Genomic DNA, 19,111 nt, shown 5'->3' with positions numbered 1-19,111 from the left:
TTCCTCGGCGACCGGACCGACGCGCCCGTCACCGCCCGCGCCCAGGACTGAGCCACCGCCTTTCCCCCCCGCCGACGGCCGCCCCCCCGCCCCCCCCCGGGCGGGGGGGGGGGGCCGCCGGGCCGGCTCCCCCGGCGATCGGGAGGCCGGCCGGTCCGCGGGGCCGCGGCCTCAGGCCTGGGCGGCCTGCTCGACGGCCCCCTCGCGCTCCGAGAGCGGGACCTGCTTGCGCGGCAGGACGAACATCACCGCGAAGATCACGACGAGTACCGCCACGACCCACCACAGCGCGCCCCGGAAGGCCTCGACGTAGGGGGCGCCGAGGACGCGGTCGTCGTCGATCGACCCGAAGAAGACCACGGAGGTCAGGGCGAGGCCGAGGGCGTTGCCCATCTGGCCGGTGGTGTTGATCAGGCCGGAGGCCGAACCGGCGTGCTCGCGCGGCACCTGGGACAGGATGGTGTCGTTGAGCGGGGCGACGATCAGACCCATGCCGGCACCCATGACGATCAGCGGGGCGGCCATCTGCCAGGAGGCGATCTCCATCCCGTAGCGCTGGGACTCCCAGATGTAGAGCAGCAGACCCGCGGCCATGACCAGCGCTCCGGCCTGGAGCACCTTGCGGCCGAAGCGGGGGACGAGCTTCTCGACGGAGAGGCCGGCGGCGACGGAGACGGCGATGGAGAAGGGGATGCCGGTGCTGCCCGCGTGCAGCGGGGTCCAGCCGAGGCCCATCTGCATGTAGAGCGTCCACACCAGGAAGAAGATGCCGGTCGCCAGGCCGAAGGCCAGCTGGACGGTGATGCCGCCGGCGAAGCTCTTGACCTGGAAGAGGGAGAGCTCGACGAGCGGGGAGCCGTCCTTCTTGATCTTGTACTTCTCGTACGCGATGAAGACGGCGAAGACGACCGGCGACGCGATCATGCAGGCGAAGCCCCACAGCGGCCAGTCGTTCTCCCGGCCCTGGGTGAGGGGGTAGATCAGCAGGACGAGCGCGAGGGTCGCGAGGACGACGCCCACCAGGTCGAGGCGCAGGGCCTTGGGGGCCTTGGACTCGGAGATGAACCTGCGGCCGAGGATCACGGCGGCGATGCCGACGGGCAGGTTGATCAGGAAGATCGTGCGCCATTCGAGGCCGAAGAGGTTCCACTCGGTGAGCAGCGCGCCCAGCAGCGGTCCGGAGACCGCGCCGAGGCCGACGATCGCGCCGAACATGCCGAAGACCTTGCCGCGCTCGTGCGGGGGGAAGGTGACGTGGATGATCGCGAGGACCTGCGGGACCATCATCGCCGCCATGCCGCCCTGGAGGAGGCGGGAGGCGACCAGCATGGACGGGTCGGCCGCGATGCCGCAGAGCAGCGAGGCGGCGGTGAAGCCGGCGACGCCGACGAGGAAGAGCCGCTTGCGGCCGTAGATGTCACCGAGACGGCCGCCGGTGATCAGGCCCGCGGCGAAGGCGAGGGCGTAGCCCGCGGTGATCCACTGGATCGCGCTGGTCGAGGCGCCGAAGTCCTGGCGCATGCTGGGTATCGCGATGTTGACGATCGTGACGTCGACCAGGTCCATGAAGGACGCGGTCATCACGATGGCCAGCGCCAGCCAGCGCAGGCGGTCGGCCGGGGCGTCGGGGGCGGCGGGGCCGGCGGCGTCCGGTGCCGCTGCGGCGGGCGCCTGCCCCTCTTCTCGTTCGGGGCCGTTCTCTCTTTCGGGCGATGCTGTGGGCGTCTCGGTGCTCATGGGGAGAAACGTAGACGGGATCTAGGCCAGATCGTGTCCTATTTACCTGGCAATCTTGAAGGATGAACGACACACCCGCCCGGCTGCTCACCCTGCTGTCCCTGCTCCAGACCCCGCGCGAGTGGCCCGGCAGCGAGCTGGCGGAGCGGCTGGGCGTGAGCGCGCGGACGATCCGGCGGGACATCGAGCGGCTGCGGGACCTGGGCTACCCGGTGGAGGCCACGCTGGGCGCGATCGGCGGGTACCGGCTGGTGGCGGGGGCGGCGATGCCGCCGCTGCTGCTGGACGACGAGGAGGCCGTGGCCATCGCGGTGGGGCTGCGGGCGGGGGCCGGGCATGCGATCGAGGGGGTCGAGGAGGCCTCCGTACGGGCCCTGGCCAAGCTGGAGCAGGTGCTGCCGGCCCGGCTGCGCCGCCGGGTGGGCGCGTTGCAGTCCGCCACGGTGGCGGTGACCCGGGGGGACGGGCCGAGCGTGGACCCGCGGACGCTGACGGCGATGGCCGCGGCGGTGGCGGGGCCGGAGCGGCTGCGGTTCGCCTACCGGGCGCGGGACGGGGCGGACTCGCGGCGGCTGGTGGAGCCGTACCGGCTCGTCAGCACGGGCAGCCGCTGGTACCTGGTGGCCTACGACCTGGAGCGGGAGGACTGGCGCACGTTCCGGGTGGACCGGGTGAGCGAGCCGTTCCCGACGGGGGCGCGGTTCAGCCCGCGGCCGCTGCCGATGGAGGCGGCCGAGCTCGTCCGGCGGGGGCTGCGGGGCGGGGAGACCTACCCGGTGGACGTCTGCTTCGCGGCCGCGCCGCAGGAGCTGCCGGGGTGGCTTCGGGAGGGGGCGGTGGCGGAGGGGCCGGGGTCGCGGGTGCGGTTCGAGAGCGGGGACGCGCCGGAGTGGCTGGCGGCCCGGATGGCGCTGACGGGGCTGGAGTTCACGGTCCGGGGACCGGAGTTCCTGAGCCGCGCGGCGGCCACCCTGGCGGCCCGACTGACCGGTGCGTCATCGACGCCGGGGGGCGAAACGGCGTAGGCGGCGAGCCGCCGGGGCGGGGTTCCGGGCAGGGGGGAGCCCCGGCACCCGGGGGGGTGGGTGCCGGGGCTCGGCTCGGGGGGCGGGTGGGGCGTCAGGCCACGGCGTCGAAGCCCGTGTCGCGGGCCATCCGCTTCAGTTCCAGCAGCGCGTGCTTCTCGATCTGGCGGATCCGCTCGCGGGTGAGCCCGTGCTGCTTGCCGACCTCCGTCAGGGTCCGCTCGCGGCCGTCCTCGATGCCGTAGCGCATCTTGATGATCGACGCCGTGCGCTGGTCCAGCTTGCCGAGGAGGTCCTCCAGCTCCTCGCTGCGCAGCAGCGCGAGCACGGACTGCTCGGGGGAGATCGCGGCGGTGTCCTCCAGCAGGTCGCCGAACTGGGTGTCACCCTCGTCGTCCACCGACATGTTGAGGCTGACCGGGTCGCGCGCCCAGTCCAGGACGTCGCCGACGCGCTTCTCGGTGGAGCCGAGCTCGGCGGCGATCTCGGCGTGCTCCGGGTCGCGGCCGTTCTCACGGTTGAACTCGCGCTGGATCCGGCGGATCCGGCCGAGCTCCTCCACCAGGTGGACGGGGAGGCGGATGGTGCGGGACTGGTCGGCGATGGAACGGGTGATGGCCTGGCGGATCCACCACGTGGCGTACGTGGAGAACTTGAAGCCCTTGGTGTAGTCGAACTTCTCCACGGCGCGGACCAGGCCGGCGTTGCCCTCCTGGATCAGGTCGAGGAGCGGCAGTCCGCTGCGCGGGTAGCGCCGCGCGACGGCGACGACGAGGCGGAGGTTGGACCGGATGAAGACCTCCTTGGCCCGCTCGCCCTCGGCGGCCAGGACCTCCAGCTCCTCGCGCGCCGGGGTCTCCCCGCCGCGCTCGACCTCTCCGTCGAGGATCTGCCGGGCGTAGACGCCCGCCTCGATGATCTGCGAGAGCTCCACTTCCCGGGCGGCGTCGAGCAGCGGGGTGCGCGCGATCTCGTCCAGGTACATGCCGACCAGGTCGCGGTCGACGATCTCGCCGCCCGCGGCGCGGGCGCTGCTCGTGGACTGACGACGGGCGACGGCGCGGGTTGCCATGCGGTGCTCCCTTGCGATGCGATGAACGGTCGCGGTGCGTCTTCGGACACTCTCCCGAGTGGCCGCTTCCGAGGGAAACAACGACTGGAATCGGGACAGAATTCCCACACGCCTCCCTCTTCTCCGGGATCTTGCAGTATCCTGCCCCGCCACCATCCCGCCCGGGCGGTCCCGGCGGTCCGCGAGAACCCGTGGACGTGCAGGTCAGGCCGGGGGTCGGAGCCGCCGGCCGGTCCCCGCGGGCGCAGCGCCGATGAGATGGCCGTCACATCCGTCACGGCCGCCCCGGCGCTGTCCGCGGGCTGCACTCCCACCCTCCAGGACGGCCCGCGCCGGGTTCTGGTTGCCTGCCCGTCACCCGTCCGGGCGGGGGCCTCAGCCGAACTGCAGGGACCGCTTCGACAGGCCCATCCAGAACCCGTCCACCGGCGTGCTCTGCGCGCCCAGGTCCGGTCCGGCCGCGCCGAGGGTGACGAAGAGGGGGGCGAAGTGCTCCGTGCGGGGGTGGGCCAGGCGGCCCGCCGGGGACTTGGCCTCGAAGTCCAGCAGGGCGTCGACGTCCCCGGCGGCCAGGGCCTCGCGGCCCCAGGCGTCGAACTCCGCCGACCAGCCCGGCACCCCGGGGCCCGTGTGGCGCAGGGCGGCCAGGTTGTGGGTGAAGAAGCCGCTGCCGACGATCAGGACGCCCTCGTCGCGCAGCGGGGCGAGCCTGCGGCCGAGGTCCATCAGCCGGGTGGGGTCCAGGGTGGGCAGGGAGATCTGGAGGACCGGTATGTCGGCCTCCGGGTACATCTCGACGAGGGGGACGTACGCCCCGTGGTCCAGCCCGCGGTCCGGGATGTCCTGGACGGGGGTGCCGGGGGCCTTGAGCAGGGCGCGGACCGAGGCGGCGAGCTCCGGGGCGCCGGGGGCGTCGTAGCGGACCCGGTAGTAGTGCTCGGGGAAGCCCCAGAAGTCGTAGACGAGCGGGGCGGGCACGGTGGCGCCGAGGGCCAGCGGGGCCTCCTCCCAGTGGGCGGAGACCATCAGGATCGCGCGCGGCCGGGGCAGTACCGCCGACCAGGCGGCGAGCTCGGACGGCCAGAGCGGGTCGTCGGCGAGCGGGGGCGCACCGTGGCTGAGGTACAGCGCCGGCATGCGGGCGGGGGCGGTGGGCGGGTTCATCGGGCGCTCCTCGGGCCGTCGGACCGGTCGTCGGCGTACGTCGTACGTCGTCCGCGGGGAGGGCGTACTCGGTTCACCCGAAAAGACTAACCCCGCTTCGTTCAAATTTGAACGAAGCGGGGTCCTCGGTCATTCCCGTACCGGCGCCCCCGTCAGTGGGCGATCACCGGCACCCGGAGCTCCGCGTCCTCCGCGCCGGCGCCGGAACCGCCGGCCACCGGGCCGCCCTGGCCCGGACGGCCCGTGGTGATCAGGGTGAAGGCGATGGTCGCGCTGACCGCGAGGATGCCCACGGCCCACCAGATCGCCGAGGAGTAGCCCTCCACCATGGCCTGCGCCTGGATCAGCCGGCCCGCGGTGCCGCCCGCCGCCGCCTCGGCCGCGTGGTCGGTCAGGTACGCCGTGGTCGCCGAGGCGGCGATGGTGTTCAGCAGGGCGGTGCCGATCGCGCCGCCGACCTGCTGCGAGGTGTTGACCATGGCCGAGGCCACACCGGCGTCGGCCGGGTTCACCCCGTACGTGGCCAGGGACATGGCCGGCATGAACGCGGTGCCCATGCCGAGGCCCAGCAGCAGCTGCGCCGGCAGGATCAGCGCCGGGTAGGAGGAGCCGACCTCCAGCTGGGTCAGCAGCAGCATGCCGACGCCGGCGAGCAGGAAGCCCGGGCCCATCAGCAGCCGCGGCGCGACCCGGGTCATCAGGCGGGCGCCGATCTGGGTGGAGCCCGTGATCATGCCCGCGATCATCGGCAGGAAGGCGAAGCCGGTCTTGACGGGCGAGAAGCCCTTCACGACCTGGAGGTAGTACGTGAGGAAGAGGAACAGGCCGAACATCGCGATGACGGCGAGGCCCAGCGAGAGGTAGACACCGCCGCGGTTGCGCTCCAGCAGGACGCGCAGCGGCAGCAGCGGGGACTTCACCTTGGCCTCGACGGCGACGAAGGCGGCGAGCAGCACGGCGGAGGCCACGAACAGGGCGAGGGTGACGCCGTCCGTCCAGCCGGCCGACTCGGCGCGGGTGAAGCCGTACACGAGCGAGACCAGACCCAGGGTCGAAAGGACCACGCCGGGGATGTCGAGGCGGGCGCCGTTGCGCGAGCCGGCCGGCTCGCGGATGACCATCCAGGCGCCGGCGGCCGCGACGACCGCGAAGGGGATGTTGACGAAGAACGTCCAGCGCCAGTTGAGGTACTCGGTCAGGAAGCCGCCGAGGATCAGGCCGACGGCGCCGCCGCCGCCCGCGATCGCGCCGTAGATGCCGAAGGCCTTGGCGCGCTCCTTGGCGTCGGTGAAGGTGACCGCCAGCAGCGAGAGCGCGGCCGGGGCGAGCAGCGCGCCGAAGGCGCCCTGGAGGGCGCGGGCGCCCAGCATCATCGCCTCACCGGTCGCGGCGCCGCCGAGCGCGGAGGCCAGGGCGAAGCCGGCGAGTCCGGTGATGAAGGCGTTCTTGCGGCCCCACTTGTCGGCGATGCGGCCGCCGAAGAGGAGCAGTCCGCCGAAGGCCAGCGCGTAGGCGGTGATGACCCACTGGCGGTTTCCGTCGGATATCCCGAGGTCGGTCTGCGCGGAGGGCAGGGCGATGTTCACGATGGTCGCGTCGAGGACGACCATCAGCTGCGCCAGCGCGATGAAGACCAGGGCCTTCCAGCGACTGGGATCGGCGGCGGCAGCGGCAGCCGGCGAGGCGGACGCGGCTGTTTTGGACATGGGGGTACCCACTTCACTGAACGAAGAAAACGGAATGACCGAAAAAAAGCGGTGATGGAATGAAAAGAGGCGGTTTTTCAGACTACGGAAGGAGGGGGCGCCGCGTCACATGGTTTTCCGGCTGATGTCCTGCAACGTGACGGCCGTACCGGGGAGTTGGGAGCGGGCCGGGGCCCGCAGCCCGTCGAGGAAGAGCTGGAGGTGGCGGTGGACGAGCCCGCCCACCATCGCGCAGTTCGTCCCGGGGAGGGGACGGGCGAGCTGGGACAGGGCGAGCATCAGGTCGCCGGTGCCGATGTCGGCGCGGAGCAGGCCCGCCTGCCGGCCGGCGCCGACCAGGGCGTCCACGGCTGCCCCCAAGGCCTCGCGGGCGGCGAGGAGTTCGGGGTGGTCGTGGTCGAAGTCGTCCGAGAGCATCGGGCACAGGGCCCCGATCCGCTCGTCGGCGGCGGCGTGCGTGAAGCGGCACAGGGCCGCGAAGGCGTCGGGCTCCTCGGCGAGCGCGTCCTCGGCCTGGGCGGTGACCCGGTCCATCACGTAGAGCACCACGTGGTGGACGAGGTCGGCCCGGTCGGGGAAGTGCCGGTACAGGGTGGCGTTGCCGATGCCGGCCCGGCGGGCGATCTCGTCGAGGGGGGCGTCCGCGCCGAACTCCACGAACATCTCGCGGGCCGCGCCCAGGATCCGCTCCCGGTTGCGCACCGCGTCGGCGCGCGGCTTGGGCATCCGGGCGGCGGCGGCCGGGGCGGTGGCGGTGGCGCTCTGCATTCCGGGCCTCCCTGAGCTGGAACTCGTACGGACTGACGGCGGGACCCCGAACCGGGGACTCGTTCCCCGCTTAGGGGGACTCTCTTCCAAACGGGGAGCCAGTCCCCGGTTATTTCACTCGCCCGAGTGACCTGCGTCACACCCGAATCCTGCTGTTTCCTCCCGTTTGGCCGCTTTCGACGGGCGGGCGTGTCGCAGCCGTCGGAGGGTGAGCGCACAGAGAGCAGTCCGGACCCGGCCGGCTGCCGCGCACCCGAAGGCGATCTCCATGCCGCAGACCCGCCACCGGATACGCAGACCCTGCCGCACCGGCGCGTTCATCGGCCTCACCGCGCTGGCCCTGGGCGTCACCGCCACCGCCGGCGACGGCATCCAGGGCCGGGGCCCCACCACCTCCGGCCCCAAGGCCGCCAGCGCCGAATCCGTCCTGGCCCCGTGCCGGATCTCGGCCACCATGGGCGTCCAGCTGTCGGAGGGCCTGCCCACGGCCCCCGGGTACTCCCGCTCGACGGGCGAGGTCCGCGCGCTCAACCTGATGATCGACTTCCCCGACGCCAAGGGCGAGGGCTCGGCCATGGACCGGCTGGCGGAGTTCTTCCCCCAGACCGCGGACTGGTTCCGCACCAGCTCCTACGGCCGGCTGACCTACCGGGCCGAAGCCCCGATACGCACCTGGCTGCGGATGCCGATGCCCTTCGCGGCGTACGGGATCGAGCGCGGCTCCCCGTACGAGCCGGGCTACCGGCAGCTCGTCGAGCACATCGCGCGCGCCGCCGACCCCGAGGTCGACTTCAGCCGGTACGACCTGATCAACATCCTGGTCACCCCGAACGCCGGACCCTCCGCCCTCGACACCGTCCTGTCGGTCACCTTCTCCGGCAACGGGGAGGCCCCGATGGCGGACGGGGTGCCGCTGGCGAACACCTCCTTCGTCTACAGCCGGCAGGACGACGGCTCCGGCTCCTACCGGGAGACCGGCTACCGGGTACTGCCGCACGAGAACGGGCACGTCTTCGGCCTGCCCGACCTCTACACCTCCGACGGCGGCGGGACGGTCGGGCACTGGGACATCATGAGCGAGGACTGGGGCGCCAACAACGACCTCCTCGGCTGGCACAAGTGGAAGCTGGGCTGGCTCGACGGGTCCCAGATCAGCTGCGCCTCGAAGCCGGGCGTCAGCGAGCACGTGCTCACCCCGCTCGCCGTCCAGGGCGGCACCAAGCTGGCCTTCGTCCCCCTCTCGGAGAGCGCCGGCTACGCGATCGAGGTGCGGACGCGGGCCGGGAACGACGAGGCCGTCTGCAAGCCCGGAGTGCTGATCTACAAGGTCGACTCGGACGTGGACACCGGGCGCGGGCCCGTGACGGTCTCGGACAGCATGACCGGCAGCGGCGGCTGCACCCGCCGGCCCAACGTGCACGCCGAGCTGTCGGACGCGCCGTTCCGGCCGGGCGAGACCTTCACGGACGAGAAGGCGCGCCTCACCATCGCGGTGGTCGCGGCGCTGCCCGACGGCGGCTTCCGGGTCCGCGTCACCCGCCCCTGACCCCTTCCCCCCCCAGAGGAGCCACCCATGAACGCGACCCCCGAGGAACGCCTGGCGGCCGCCGGACTGAAACTGCCGCCGGTCGCCCCGCCCGTCGCCGTGTACGTGCCGGCGGTGGTGAGCGGCCACTACGTGTACACCTCCGGCCAGCTGCCCATGGTGGACGGGGCACTGCCGCGCACCGGCAAGGTGGGCGGCGAGGTCACCCCGGAGCAGGGCGCCGAGCTGGCCCGGCAGTGCGCGCTGAACGCGCTGGCCGCCGTGGCCTCGGTGGCCGGGGACCTGTCGGCGGTGAAGAGGGTGGTCAAGGTGGTCGGCTTCGTGGCCTCCACCCCGGACTTCACCGGCCAGCCGGGCGTGGTCAACGGCGCGAGCGAGCTGCTCGGCACCGCCTTCGGCGACGCGGGCATCCACGCGCGCAGCGCGGTCGGGGTGGCGGTGCTGCCGCTGGACGCCCCGGTGGAGGTGGAGCTCACGGTGGAACTGCACACCCCGATGGGGGTCTGAGTCCCCGGGTCACACCCCCGCCCGTGCCCCTCCCCCGCCGGTGACGGGCAGCGCGCGCAGCGCGCGGAACCTGAACGTGGTGCTCCACTCCAGCTCCCGCGCGGGCACCGCCGGCCGCAGCCCGGGCAGCCGCCGCAGCAGCGTCTCCAGGGCCAGGGTGACCTGCATCCGGGCCAGCGGGGCGCCGAGGCAGTAGTGGACCCCGTGCCCGAGCGCCAGGTGGGCCTTGTCGGCGCGGCCGATGTCGAAGCGGTCCGGCTCGGGGTAGCGGGCCGGGTCCCGGTGGGCGGAGGCCAGCGAGAAGAGCACGGTGTCACCCGCGGGGATCCGTACGCCGCCGATCTCGACGGGCTCGGTCGGGAAGCGGCGGATGGCGGTGTGGTTGGGGACCGCGTACCGGAAGAGCTCCTCGACCGCCTCCGGCAGCAGCTCCGGGCGCTCCCGGAGCGCGGCCAGCTGTTCCTCGTGCGTCAGGAGGGTGAGCAGGCCACCGCTGATCAGGTGCTGGACGGTCTCGCTGCCGGCCATGAGGATCAGGAAGGCGAGGGAGACGAGCTCGTCCTCGCTGAGCCGGTCACCGCGGTCGCGGGCGGCGATCAGCCCCGACAGGACGTCGTCCCCGGGCGCGGCGCGGCGGTCGGCGACCAGCCGCACGAGGAACCCGTGCACGTTGCGCACCGCCCCCGCCGGCTCCTCGCGGCCGCGGGGCAGGAGCATGGAACCGATCCACCCGGCGAACCGCTCGTACGCCTCCTCCGGCACGGCCAGCAGGTCGCCGATGACCTTCAGCGGCAGCGGGCCGGCGAACTCGGCGACCAGGTCGGCCACCCCGTCCGCCTCCAGCCGCGCGACGAGCCGGTCCGCGCAGGCGTCGACCGCCGCCTGTACCGCCGTGCGCATCCGCTCGACGTGGCGGGGCGTGAACCCCTGCGCGACGAGGCGGCGCAGCCGCAGATGGTCCTCGGGGCCGACGTTCAGCAGGTTCACGTCCAGCGCGGGCGGCAGCGAGAACCCCTGGAAGCCGCCCCGGGAGTGCCGCTTGTCGACGGAGAACCGGCCGTCTGCCAGCCCCGCGCGCACATCGGCCTCGTGCGTGACGAGCCACACCGGCGACCCGTCGGGCAGCGCGACCCGGTGCACGGACCCCTCGGCGCGCAGCCGCGCGTAGACCCCGTACGGATCCTCCCGGAACCCGTCCCCGAACACCTCGACGGCCTCGGCCATGCTTCCCCCCTCGCGTGCGAGCGCACCGCTCCCGAGCCGATTATGCGGGCCCGCCCCCACCGCCGTGATCTTGCCCGGCGGATCCGAGGGGCCGGGCAGCCCGCAGCGGACGGCGCCGCCGCGCCGCCCGCCCACCCCGGCGGGAAACCGACCCGCGGAGCCGCTACCTGATCCGCTACGCTGTGCCTGGGCCGCCTCCACGGCGACCCAGGGCCCCTCACGGGCCCCGCCTTCGTGGGGCTTGGAGAAAACCCCATCACTGCAGGTCAGCGGGTAATCACCAGCCTCACTCAGAACGCATGACTCCCGACCTGAGAACGCTCAGCGAATCGCTGCAGGTCAGCGAGGGCATCCGTTCATGCACCCACGAAGACCGCCTCCCGGCCCCGGAGTCCCGTCGATCAAGTGAGCGGGAGGCACCTCTTCACTCTCCTGCGCGCTGCCGCGCGACACGAGCACGGCTCCGGGAAGCTCGTAACCACCCCACCCGTCCGGACCAAGGGATCGCTCGGCCGCTGTATCCGTCACGCGCCTCACGAACATCGTCGTGACAAGGCCGAGCACTACAGAGCTAGGATGCCCACGGCTGTCGATCAAGGGGGTACGACATGGTGGGGGCGGAGAGGCCCGAGCTACTGCCGGACTGCGACGTGCCGACCCAGCGCAGGCAGCCAGATGACTTCGTCACGACCTGCCTTGTCCGCCTGGCCGACGAGTCACTCGGTGACGCCTGGCGGACATCCGCTCTGACAGCGTGCATGGTTCGTGGAGGTTCTGCACTCGCTGCGGCGACGTTCATGGTTCAGGCTCCAGGCCCCTGGTACGAGGACTTGCGACGCATCCTGCGGTTGTCCGGGGTCAATGTCGATCGGCCGGCGTACTCCAGCGCCGACTACACCGTCGGCCTCTGCTACGTCGCAGGCACCAAGGGCCTCCCGGCAGGTCTGCGGCACCGCGCAGCTGACGCCCTGGTGCACCGCGCGAACGACGTCGGCTACGCGGAAGCCCGACACCTGCTGCCCAAGAATGGCTGGAGCTGGTTGGCGGACGCGGTGCGTGAGGGATGGGCCGTGTGGACCGCTCACCTCTTCGCCCAGGACGAGACGGCCCCGCTCACCACACGTATGCGAGTCGGTCTGGCCCTCGCCGAGCACGACCATCCTGCCGGCTACGTACCGACAGCTCTGGAGCGGCTTGCAGCACACCCGGGTGCGGCAAGCAAAGATCGTCTCGCCCTGGCCGTCGCCGTGGGGCAGCGCGCCCCCAAGGACGCGACGGGTCTGCTGTGCTGCGTCGCGTCCGACTCGATCGTTCAAGCCGGCCACCGGATGCAGGCCATTGAATTGTTGGACGAGATCGACCCGGTGAAGGCTGAGGAGATGCGGGCCCTGCAAACCCGCCTTCCCTCCGCCCGGACGTCTCGTGACCAACAGCGAGACGCCGCTGCGCGCGCGGAGCAGGAGGCGGCAGCGCGGCGCGAGCGGGAGACCCCTGTGGCGGTCAAAGAGCGCCTCGATTCCAAGGTGGAGAAGCTTCTGGACGATCTCCGTGGCCGCGGCTCGGCGGACTGGCTGGCCGATGATCTCGACAACCACATCGCAGAGAGCGACTGGAACCAGGTTGCCCAGGACATCGCCGACATCTGCGGTCTGGTCCGTGAGGAGGAGGTCGAGTCCTCGCTCCGCCTGCTGGAAGTCCTCACGCAGATCAGGTACGGCGACGAGGCCAGTCCGACGTCGAGCACTTCCGACCTAGAGACGCGAGGTGATCTGGACGTTCCCCGACTCACTCGGGAGGAGCTGGAAGATTACGCGCGTGCCAAGGCAGAGCGCTCCTGGACCTTCTGGAAGGAGCTCGTCGAAAAGCACGGTTGGGATGACGACAAGCTCTATGAACTCGACCATCAGGCAGACGAGGTGGACCGGAACGTTGCCGACTCGCTCTGTCAGAAGGCCGGCGATCACCTGCGAGCCCTGCAACAGTTCCTGGTGTGGGAGCTCTGGCCCGCTCTCGTGAACGCCGCGGAGCACCGAAACTACGGCGCAGCGCGCGGCCACCTAGCGACCGCCCGACTCCTTGGGGACGAAGCAGAGCACGCCGAGATCCTGTGGAGATCGACAACGCTCGAGAACTACTCCTTCGACCCTCGGGCCATGTCCTGGCCCCGTGACTTCTGGCTGGTGCTGGAGCAATGGCGGCGCGATGCTCCTGACGCTGATGGTCAGGACTGATCCGGCCGCTTGGCGTACCGCGCGACCGGATCCCTCCTCGACCCCCGCCAACCATGCCGGGGGCCATACCTACTTCGCCTTGGGCGCCCACTCCTGCGCGAAGGTCTCCATCTGCTTGAGGACCAGGTCGACGGCGTCGTGCTCCCCCTTCGGGGGGTAGTCGAACTTCGCGAGCACGCGGCGGATACGGGAGCGGAGCTTCGCTCGGACGGGTTCCCGGGAAAGCCAGTCGACGGACAGGTTCTCCCGAATGTCCGTCACGAGCGCGCGGGCGATCCGGGCGAGGGTGTCACCTCCGCCCGCGATGAGCTCAGCCATGTTGCGGTGCGCGACGGCGTCGTAGAAGGCGAGCTCGGCATGGCTCAACGGCGGGTCAAAACGTTCGCCGCGGCGGGCCTCCGCCGAGATCTCAGCCGCCATGGCAGCAAGTCCGGCGATCACCTGGGCACTGGTGAGTTGCTGGAGCATGTAGCGCCTCATCAGGTCGTCCAGGCGCTTAGCGAAGCTCTCGTGGCGGACGATGTTGTGCTTGGTGACCTCGCGCATCTTCTGCTGGATCAGGCGCCGCAGAGCCTCGGCGACGAGGTGCGGCGTCTCGGAGTTCTCCAGCTTCCGCAGCTGCGCCTCGTTGAGGTGGGTGATGTCGAGTCTGCCTATGCCGGCCTGTTCGTACAGGTCGGTGATGTCGTCGGCGTCAACGACGGAGGCCGCGAGCTGCTTAAGGTAGAGCTGGACCTCCGCGGAGAGGGGTTCGCCCTTCGCCTCCCGGTCGGCAGCGTCGAGTTTGACCATCCAGGCACGGACCTCGGTGAAGAAGGCGATGTCGCGCCGCCAGTCCTCCAGGTCCTCACAGCGCTCGACGATCTCCCGGCTCATGGAGCAGATCCGGTAGTAGCGCTCCAGGCGGTAGGCACTTTCCTTGAACTTCGTGGACAACGGCTTGGCGTCGCCCTCCACCTGGTTGCCGGGGGTCTTCGGGTCGCGGAGGTAGTTGGAGACCAGCCGCAGGGCACGCTTGCGGGGCTCCGGGTACGTGGTGTCAGCGAGGAACTCCTTCCAGCGGCTGCCGGCCAGAAGCCCCTTGATCTCGTTGAGTTCGTTCTTGACGTGAGTGATCGCTCGCTCGATGTCCGCGCCGAGCGTCTTGTCCCGCTGATCGCCGGACGAGTATTCGCCGAGCGCCTTCGTGAGATGGTCGGTCAGCGGGGCGTAGCCGACGAGGAGGCCGTCCTGCTTGCCGCGGAAGCGACGGTTGACGCGGGCGAGGGCCTGCATCAGGTTCGCGCCCTGCATCGGGCGGTCCATGTAGAGGGTGTGGATGGGCGGGGCGTCATACCCGGTGAGCAGCATCGAGTGGACGATAAGTAGTTCGAGTGCGTCATCGGGGTTCTTGGCGCGCTTCTGCACCGTCTTCTGCTGAGACTTGCGCAGACCGTGCTTGCGGAGGAGTTCCGGGTCGGTAGGGTCGCTGTGAAAGACGATCTTCATGACGCCCTCGTCGACCTTGTCGCTCGCCCAGTCGGGGCGCCGCTCCGCGAGCGCGTCGTACAGCCGCACGCAGATCTCGCGGGTGGCGCATACGACCATCGCCTTGCCCGGGCCGCCGATCTGCGGCTTCATGAGCTCACGGCGCTGCTCCCAGTGTTCGATCAGGTCGTCGGCGAGCGTCGCTATGCGGTCGTCGGCACCGTACACCGTGTTCATGGTGGCGGCGCTCTGCATGGCACGGCGGCGCTCGGCGTCGTCCATGCCCTCGGTCAAGGCGTTTGCCTGCTCGTCGAGCACGTCGGGGTCGATGCCAGGCGGGAGGGAGACGTCGATGACCCGCGGCTCGTGGTACACGCGCACGGTGGCGTCGTCGTCCACGGCCCGCTTGAGGTCGTAGCGGTCGATCTCCGTCCCGAACACTGCCCAGGTGTCGGCTTCGGCCTTGGAGATCGGAGTGCCAGTAAAGGCGATGAACGTGGCATACGGGAGCGCGTCGCGCAGGTGGCGGGCATATCCATCAAGACTGTCGTAGTGGGAACGGTGCGCCTCATCGACGACGACCAGGATGTTGCGGCGCTCGGAGAGCCGCGGATGGCTGACGCCGGTGGCCCTCTCCTCAGGGGTGAGCCCGAACTTCTGCAGCGTCGTGAAGATGATCCCGCCGGTGCGTCGACTCGACAGCTCGGTGCGCAGCTCCTCGCGGGTGGTCACCTGGAGGGGTGCCTGGCGGAGGAGGGTTGTGCTGTCCTGGAACGTCTCGTACAGCTGGTCGTCGAGGTCGTTGCGGTCGGTGACCACGACGATGGTGGGGTTGTTCAGCGCCGGGTGCCGGGACACCAGCGCGGAGGTCTCCACCATCTCCTCGGACTTGCCTGCGCCCTGCGTGTGCCAGACGACGCCGGCTTGGCCGTTGCTGCGGGACGCCTCGACGATCGCGTTCACGGCCTTGGTGACGGCGTAGTACTGGTGCGGCTTGGCGATCCGCTTGCCGGTCGGCGTGAAGTTGACGAAGTTGGCCGCGAGAGAGAGGAAGCGGGGCTGGGTGAACAGCCCGTAGAGGGCAAGGTTCAGTGCCTCCAGACCGTCGTAGTCGGGAGCGTTGGTGTCGACGCGCTCGCCGTTCTCGTCCACGTTCCACGGAGCGAAGTGCTCGTACGGCGTGAAAACCGTCCCGTACTTCGCGGTGATGCCGTCCGAGATGAGGCACAGGACGTTGTAGCGGAACGCGATCGGGAACTCGGCGACGTACGTCTGGATCTGCGCGTGCGCGTCCTTGAGCGTGGCGCTCTCGGCGGCGGCGCTCTTCAGCTCGACGACTGCAAGGGGAAGGCCGTTGACGTAGAGGACGACGTCAAAGCGGCGGTGTCCGCCGTTGCTGTCCCGCAGTGTGACCTGGTTGACGACGAAGTACGTGTTCGCGTCAGCGTTGTTGAAGTCGACGAGGCGGACCGTCGGGGACTGCTCGGCGCCGAAGTCGTCGGTGTACGTGAGGCGGATACCAGAGACCATGTAGGCGTGCGCCTGCTTGTTCTCCGGGTACGCCTCCGCCGACCGCACGTCGGTCGCGATGCGAAGAGCGTCACGGACGGCCTTGGGCGGCAGCTCGGGATTCAGTCGCTCGATCGCGGCTTTGAGCTCGTCGTGCAGGACGAGGTCATCCCAGTCCGCCCGGTGTCCGGTTCCGGGAGCGATGTCCTCGCTCTCCTTCACCTCCCAGGCGAGCTCGGCAAGCTGCTCCATGGCCGAGCCCTCCCACGTGGCCTCGGTCATCTTGCTGTCGCGCTTCGCGCGGTCGCTCGTCATACGGCGTCCTCCACGATCCGCTCCGCGTCACGGACGCGGAGCTTGCCAGACATCAGTTGGGGGAGCAGGGTGTCGCGGAGGGCGGCAGCCGCGCGGGCTTCGGCAGCACAGGCCACAATTCGCTCATGAAGCGGCTTAGTAGCGGCCTCAAACGAGGAAATAGCGTCGGCGCTCGGGATTTCCAGGAGCACCGTGGCCAGATCACGCTTATTCAAGTGCGCTACTGTCGTTCCGGTCTTGTAGCCCTCCACCATAGCCAAGGGGCCGCGTAGGGCTTCGCGGCAGAGCGACTCTCCCCCTCCGACGAGAGATCGAGCATGCAGCACTCGCTGATTGAGTAGAGCCGACTCACCCAGCCAGAAGGTCGGGCGAAACTCTGCATCCATCCCCGCCACAGTATCCCCAGGAGCGACCATTAGCTCCTTGTCCAGTTGCTGAGTCGTCCAGACTTGAGGCCGAAATGTCTTCAGATCGCGGATGCGAAGCAAGGGACGCCCGTTTCCCTTTGAATTAAAATCAGAAGATGCGAAAGGGGCGCCGAATGCGATATCCATCGCATCAAAAAGCGCCATTTCGCGAGCGCCTGGCGCAGCCAGAGCAGAACTGTAAATGCATCGAATCAGCTCGTCGGCGATGGAAGCGATTCGCTCACTGGCGTTGATCCTCCCATCCAGCACCTCAAGCACACCTGCGATCGCTCGCTGAAGGTCGATAGGCGGAACGGTAACTTGCAGCCGCCGCTGCTCAGTCAGAGAGACGTAGCCCGCCATATCGGACTCATTTTCTCGGGAACGGAGTTGCACCTGAAATGAGTCTGATCGAAGAAACGCGTAAAGATACATTGGATCAATTACGTCATGATCCATACTCCGCCAGAAAGTCGTTTGCGGCGAACACACAAAGGGCGGGCTTCCAGCGGGAGCGAAGGAAACCTTCCCAACCGTGCCCTTATGCGAAAGGATCACATCGTTCGAGGCCCCAATTCCCTTGCGGACTCGATCTCTCGCGATTCCGTTGATTTTCTGCGCAGACTCGAAGAGGATCCTCCCCTCCTTCAAGTCCGCGGCACGAATGAAGGCTGTACCCACGTCACCGAACTCTGCTGGACGAGGACGATACTCGCCATGATTACCATCCTGGACCAGAAGAGTCCCCTCTTTCTCGAGATCCTTGACCGTACGCCGCCAGTCACCCATCGATCCTCCCCAGCTGCTCGCGCAGGACGGCATCGAGCCGTGCGGACTCATCGAGATGCGCGAAGAGTTCCTTCGTCAAGCGCTCAATGCGCTCCTCCACCGGCTCCCCGTCCGGGTCTTCCTCAACCTCGGGTACACCGACGTATCGTCCAGGCGCGAGCACATGGTCGTGCTTAGCAATCTCCTCCAGCGTGGCGCTGTAGCAGTAGCCCGGCACGTTCTCGTACGAAAGACCCTTCCTCCTGGCGGACTTGGTGCCACGCCATGCGTGGTACGTATCGGAGATCTTCTCCAGGTCCTCGTCCGTGAGGATGCGCTCGGTGCGGTCGATCATGGTGCCCATCGCGCGAGCGTCGATAAAAAGCACCTGGCTGCGCCGGTCCTCCAGGGCTTTAGCTCCCTGCGGCGTCTTGTCCTTCGTGAGGAACCACAGGCATGCCGGGATAGCCGTTGTCCGGAACAGGTTCCCGGGGAGGGCGATCATGCACGCGATCAGGTCAGCTTCGACCAGCGCAGCCCGGATCTCTCCCTCACCTGACTGCTTCGAGGCCATGGACCCGTTCGATAGGACAACGCCGGCCGAACCACGGTCCCCCAGCTTCGACACGATGTGCTGCAGCCAGGCGTAGTTGGCGTTGGACTGCGGCGGGACGCCGTACCTCCAGCGCGGGTCGTCCGTCTTCCGCTCCCAGTCGGACATGTTGAACGGCGGGTTGGCCATGACGAAGTCGGCCTTGAGGTCAGGCAGCTTGTCATCGTCGAACGTGTCGCCCCAGCGGTCGCCTACGCCCTTGGGGTCCATGCCATGGATGGCGAGGTTCATCTTCGCCAGACGCCAGGTGCGCTCATTGGCCTCCTGGCCGTAGACGGCAATGTCGTGGCTGTGGTCGCGCCCTCGCCTCTTGGTGACGAACTTGCCTGACTGGACGAACATGCCGCCAGAGCCACAGGCCGGGTCATAAACACGGCCCTCGTACGGCTCCAGGACCTCCACGATGAGGCGCACCACACTCGCCGGGGTGTAGAACTCGCCCGCGCGCTTGCCCTCGGCCCTCGCGAACTTCTCCAAAAAATACTCGTAGACCTCGCCGAGCACGTCCTGGGCCGGGCGGTCACCGTGCCCGGTGAAGCGGGCGTCGCTGATCAGGTCGACGAGCTGCTTCAGCCGGCTCTGGTCGACGTTGTCGCGGTTGAAGATCTTCGGGAGGACGCCGGTAAGGGCCTTGTTAGCCTTCATCACCTCCTCCATCGCGTCGTCGAGAAGCTTGCCGACGCCGCCCTCCGCGCTGGCCGCGTTCTCGGCGATGTAGTCCCAGCGGGCGGTCTGCGGCACCCAGAAGACGTCCTTCTTGGTGTACTCGTCGCGCTCCTCCAGGAAGGCGCCACGGCGATGCTCAGGGATCTCGGCGAGTTCGGGGTCGGCGGCCAGCTCGGCACGCCGCTCCGCGAAGGCGTCGGAGACGTACTTCAGGAAGACCAGTCCGAGGACGAACTCCTTGTACTGGGCGGCGTCCATGGAGCCGCGGAGCTTGTCGGCGGCCTTCCACAGGATGTCCTGGATCTCCTTGGTGCTGGAGACGCCGGGCAGTTCGCCCTGGCCGGCGGTGGCTCGCTTGCGCGGGGGCATCGTTCCCTCTTCCTGGT

At 69.6% G+C, this 19,111-nt stretch carries 13 protein-coding genes; 4 read left to right on the top strand and 9 right to left on the bottom strand.

Annotated features, from left to right (window positions below; all coding sequences use genetic code 11):
- Positions 1 to 171: 171 nt before the first annotated feature.
- A complete protein-coding gene (locus WDV06_RS08340) occupies positions 172 to 1,737 on the bottom strand; it encodes an MFS transporter (RefSeq protein ID WP_395508992.1) in 1,566 nt (521 codons plus the stop codon).
- A gap of 62 nt (positions 1,738 to 1,799) precedes the next feature.
- Between WDV06_RS08340 and WDV06_RS08335 the strand changes: the two genes are divergently transcribed.
- Positions 1,800 to 2,762 carry a helix-turn-helix transcriptional regulator gene (locus WDV06_RS08335; RefSeq protein ID WP_395508991.1) on the top strand — a complete coding sequence of 321 codons (963 nt, stop codon included), beginning with the start codon at positions 1,800 to 1,802 and terminating at the stop codon, positions 2,760 to 2,762.
- Positions 2,763 to 2,856: 94 nt separating this feature from the next.
- Here the strand turns inward: WDV06_RS08335 and WDV06_RS08330 are convergent, their stop codons facing one another.
- The 4 genes from WDV06_RS08330 to WDV06_RS08315 all read right to left on the bottom strand — a co-directional run bounded on the left by WDV06_RS08330 (position 2,857) and on the right by WDV06_RS08315 (position 7,472).
- Positions 2,857 to 3,834 (bottom strand): sigma-70 family RNA polymerase sigma factor, encoded by a 978-nt coding sequence (locus WDV06_RS08330; protein ID WP_395508990.1) that lies wholly within the window; start codon positions 3,832 to 3,834, stop codon positions 2,857 to 2,859.
- A gap of 375 nt (positions 3,835 to 4,209) precedes the next feature.
- Positions 4,210 to 4,998 carry a dioxygenase family protein gene (locus WDV06_RS08325; protein WP_395508989.1) on the bottom strand — a complete coding sequence of 263 codons (789 nt, stop codon included), beginning with the start codon at positions 4,996 to 4,998 and terminating at the stop codon, positions 4,210 to 4,212.
- Positions 4,999 to 5,150: 152 nt separating this feature from the next.
- The gene (locus WDV06_RS08320; protein ID WP_395508988.1) at positions 5,151 to 6,704 is read right to left on the bottom strand and encodes an MFS transporter; all 1,554 of its coding nucleotides are present in this window, start codon (positions 6,702 to 6,704) and stop codon (positions 5,151 to 5,153) included.
- A gap of 105 nt (positions 6,705 to 6,809) precedes the next feature.
- A complete protein-coding gene (locus WDV06_RS08315) occupies positions 6,810 to 7,472 on the bottom strand; it encodes a TetR/AcrR family transcriptional regulator (RefSeq protein ID WP_395508987.1) in 663 nt (220 codons plus the stop codon).
- A 268-nt stretch (positions 7,473 to 7,740) separates the two neighbouring features.
- Here WDV06_RS08315 and WDV06_RS08310 point away from each other — a divergent pair, with 268 nt between their 5' ends.
- Together WDV06_RS08310 and WDV06_RS08305 are read left to right on the top strand one after the other, a co-directional pair.
- Positions 7,741 to 9,018, top strand: coding sequence for a M6 family metalloprotease domain-containing protein (locus tag WDV06_RS08310; RefSeq protein ID WP_395508986.1), 1,278 nt, complete (start codon positions 7,741 to 7,743; stop codon positions 9,016 to 9,018).
- 27 nt (positions 9,019 to 9,045) lie between these two features.
- Positions 9,046 to 9,525 carry a RidA family protein gene (locus WDV06_RS08305; protein ID WP_395508985.1) on the top strand — a complete coding sequence of 160 codons (480 nt, stop codon included), beginning with the start codon at positions 9,046 to 9,048 and terminating at the stop codon, positions 9,523 to 9,525.
- A gap of 9 nt (positions 9,526 to 9,534) precedes the next feature.
- Here WDV06_RS08305 and WDV06_RS08300 read toward each other — a convergent pair whose 3' ends face one another.
- Complete coding sequence (locus WDV06_RS08300; RefSeq protein ID WP_395508984.1) at positions 9,535 to 10,749, bottom strand: cytochrome P450 family protein; 1,215 nt, start codon at positions 10,747 to 10,749, stop codon at positions 9,535 to 9,537.
- Positions 10,750 to 11,357: 608 nt separating this feature from the next.
- On the opposite strand from WDV06_RS08300, the gene WDV06_RS08295 reads away from it, so the two are divergent.
- Positions 11,358 to 12,980, top strand: coding sequence for a hypothetical protein (locus WDV06_RS08295; RefSeq protein WP_395508983.1), 1,623 nt, complete (start codon positions 11,358 to 11,360; stop codon positions 12,978 to 12,980).
- Positions 12,981 to 13,049: 69 nt separating this feature from the next.
- Here the strand turns inward: WDV06_RS08295 and WDV06_RS08290 are convergent, their stop codons facing one another.
- The 3 genes from WDV06_RS08290 to WDV06_RS08280 are packed head-to-tail and all read right to left on the bottom strand — an operon-like array spanning position 13,050 to position 19,094.
- Entirely contained in the window at positions 13,050 to 16,271 is a 3,222-nt protein-coding gene (locus tag WDV06_RS08290) for a type I restriction endonuclease subunit R (protein WP_395508982.1), read from the bottom strand.
- Positions 16,268 to 17,467 carry a restriction endonuclease subunit S domain-containing protein gene (locus tag WDV06_RS08285; protein WP_395508981.1) on the bottom strand — a complete coding sequence of 400 codons (1,200 nt, stop codon included), beginning with the start codon at positions 17,465 to 17,467 and terminating at the stop codon, positions 16,268 to 16,270. Before WDV06_RS08285 ends, WDV06_RS08290 begins: the two co-directional genes overlap by 4 nt.
- Positions 17,460 to 19,094, bottom strand: a complete 1,635-nt coding sequence (locus WDV06_RS08280) for a class I SAM-dependent DNA methyltransferase (RefSeq protein WP_395508980.1) — start codon at positions 19,092 to 19,094, stop codon at positions 17,460 to 17,462. The genes WDV06_RS08285 and WDV06_RS08280 overlap by 8 nt, the downstream gene beginning before the upstream one ends.
- Between the last annotated feature and the right edge of the window lie 17 nt (positions 19,095 to 19,111).

It is taken from the genome of Streptomyces racemochromogenes, assembly GCF_044129415.1.
GTDB classification, from domain to species: domain Bacteria; phylum Actinomycetota; class Actinomycetes; order Streptomycetales; family Streptomycetaceae; genus Streptomyces; species Streptomyces racemochromogenes_A.
Note: the sequence above shows the minus strand (reverse complement) of the source record. Positions and strands in the feature narration are given on the sequence as shown.

Excerpts from the sequence above, each read along its gene's own strand:
- WDV06_RS08340 (WP_395508992.1), bottom strand. The coding sequence starts at position 1,737 with ATGAGCACCGAGACGCCCACAGCATCGCCCGAAAGAGAGAACGGCCCC.
- WDV06_RS08290 (WP_395508982.1), bottom strand. The coding sequence starts at position 16,271 with ATGACGAGCGACCGCGCGAAGCGCGACAGCAAGATGACCGAGGCCACG.
- WDV06_RS08280 (WP_395508980.1), bottom strand. The coding sequence starts at position 19,094 with ATGCCCCCGCGCAAGCGAGCCACCGCCGGCCAGGGCGAACTGCCCGGC.
- WDV06_RS08325 (WP_395508989.1), bottom strand. The coding sequence starts at position 4,998 with ATGAACCCGCCCACCGCCCCCGCCCGCATGCCGGCGCTGTACCTCAGC.
- WDV06_RS08310 (WP_395508986.1), top strand. The coding sequence starts at position 7,741 with ATGCCGCAGACCCGCCACCGGATACGCAGACCCTGCCGCACCGGCGCG.
- WDV06_RS08315 (WP_395508987.1), bottom strand. The coding sequence starts at position 7,472 with ATGCAGAGCGCCACCGCCACCGCCCCGGCCGCCGCCGCCCGGATGCCC.
- WDV06_RS08320 (WP_395508988.1), bottom strand. The coding sequence starts at position 6,704 with ATGTCCAAAACAGCCGCGTCCGCCTCGCCGGCTGCCGCTGCCGCCGCC.
- WDV06_RS08300 (WP_395508984.1), bottom strand. The coding sequence starts at position 10,749 with ATGGCCGAGGCCGTCGAGGTGTTCGGGGACGGGTTCCGGGAGGATCCG.
- WDV06_RS08285 (WP_395508981.1), bottom strand. The coding sequence starts at position 17,467 with ATGGGTGACTGGCGGCGTACGGTCAAGGATCTCGAGAAAGAGGGGACT.
- WDV06_RS08295 (WP_395508983.1), top strand. The coding sequence starts at position 11,358 with ATGGTGGGGGCGGAGAGGCCCGAGCTACTGCCGGACTGCGACGTGCCG.
- WDV06_RS08305 (WP_395508985.1), top strand. The coding sequence starts at position 9,046 with ATGAACGCGACCCCCGAGGAACGCCTGGCGGCCGCCGGACTGAAACTG.
- WDV06_RS08335 (WP_395508991.1), top strand. The coding sequence starts at position 1,800 with ATGAACGACACACCCGCCCGGCTGCTCACCCTGCTGTCCCTGCTCCAG.
- WDV06_RS08330 (WP_395508990.1), bottom strand. The coding sequence starts at position 3,834 with ATGGCAACCCGCGCCGTCGCCCGTCGTCAGTCCACGAGCAGCGCCCGC.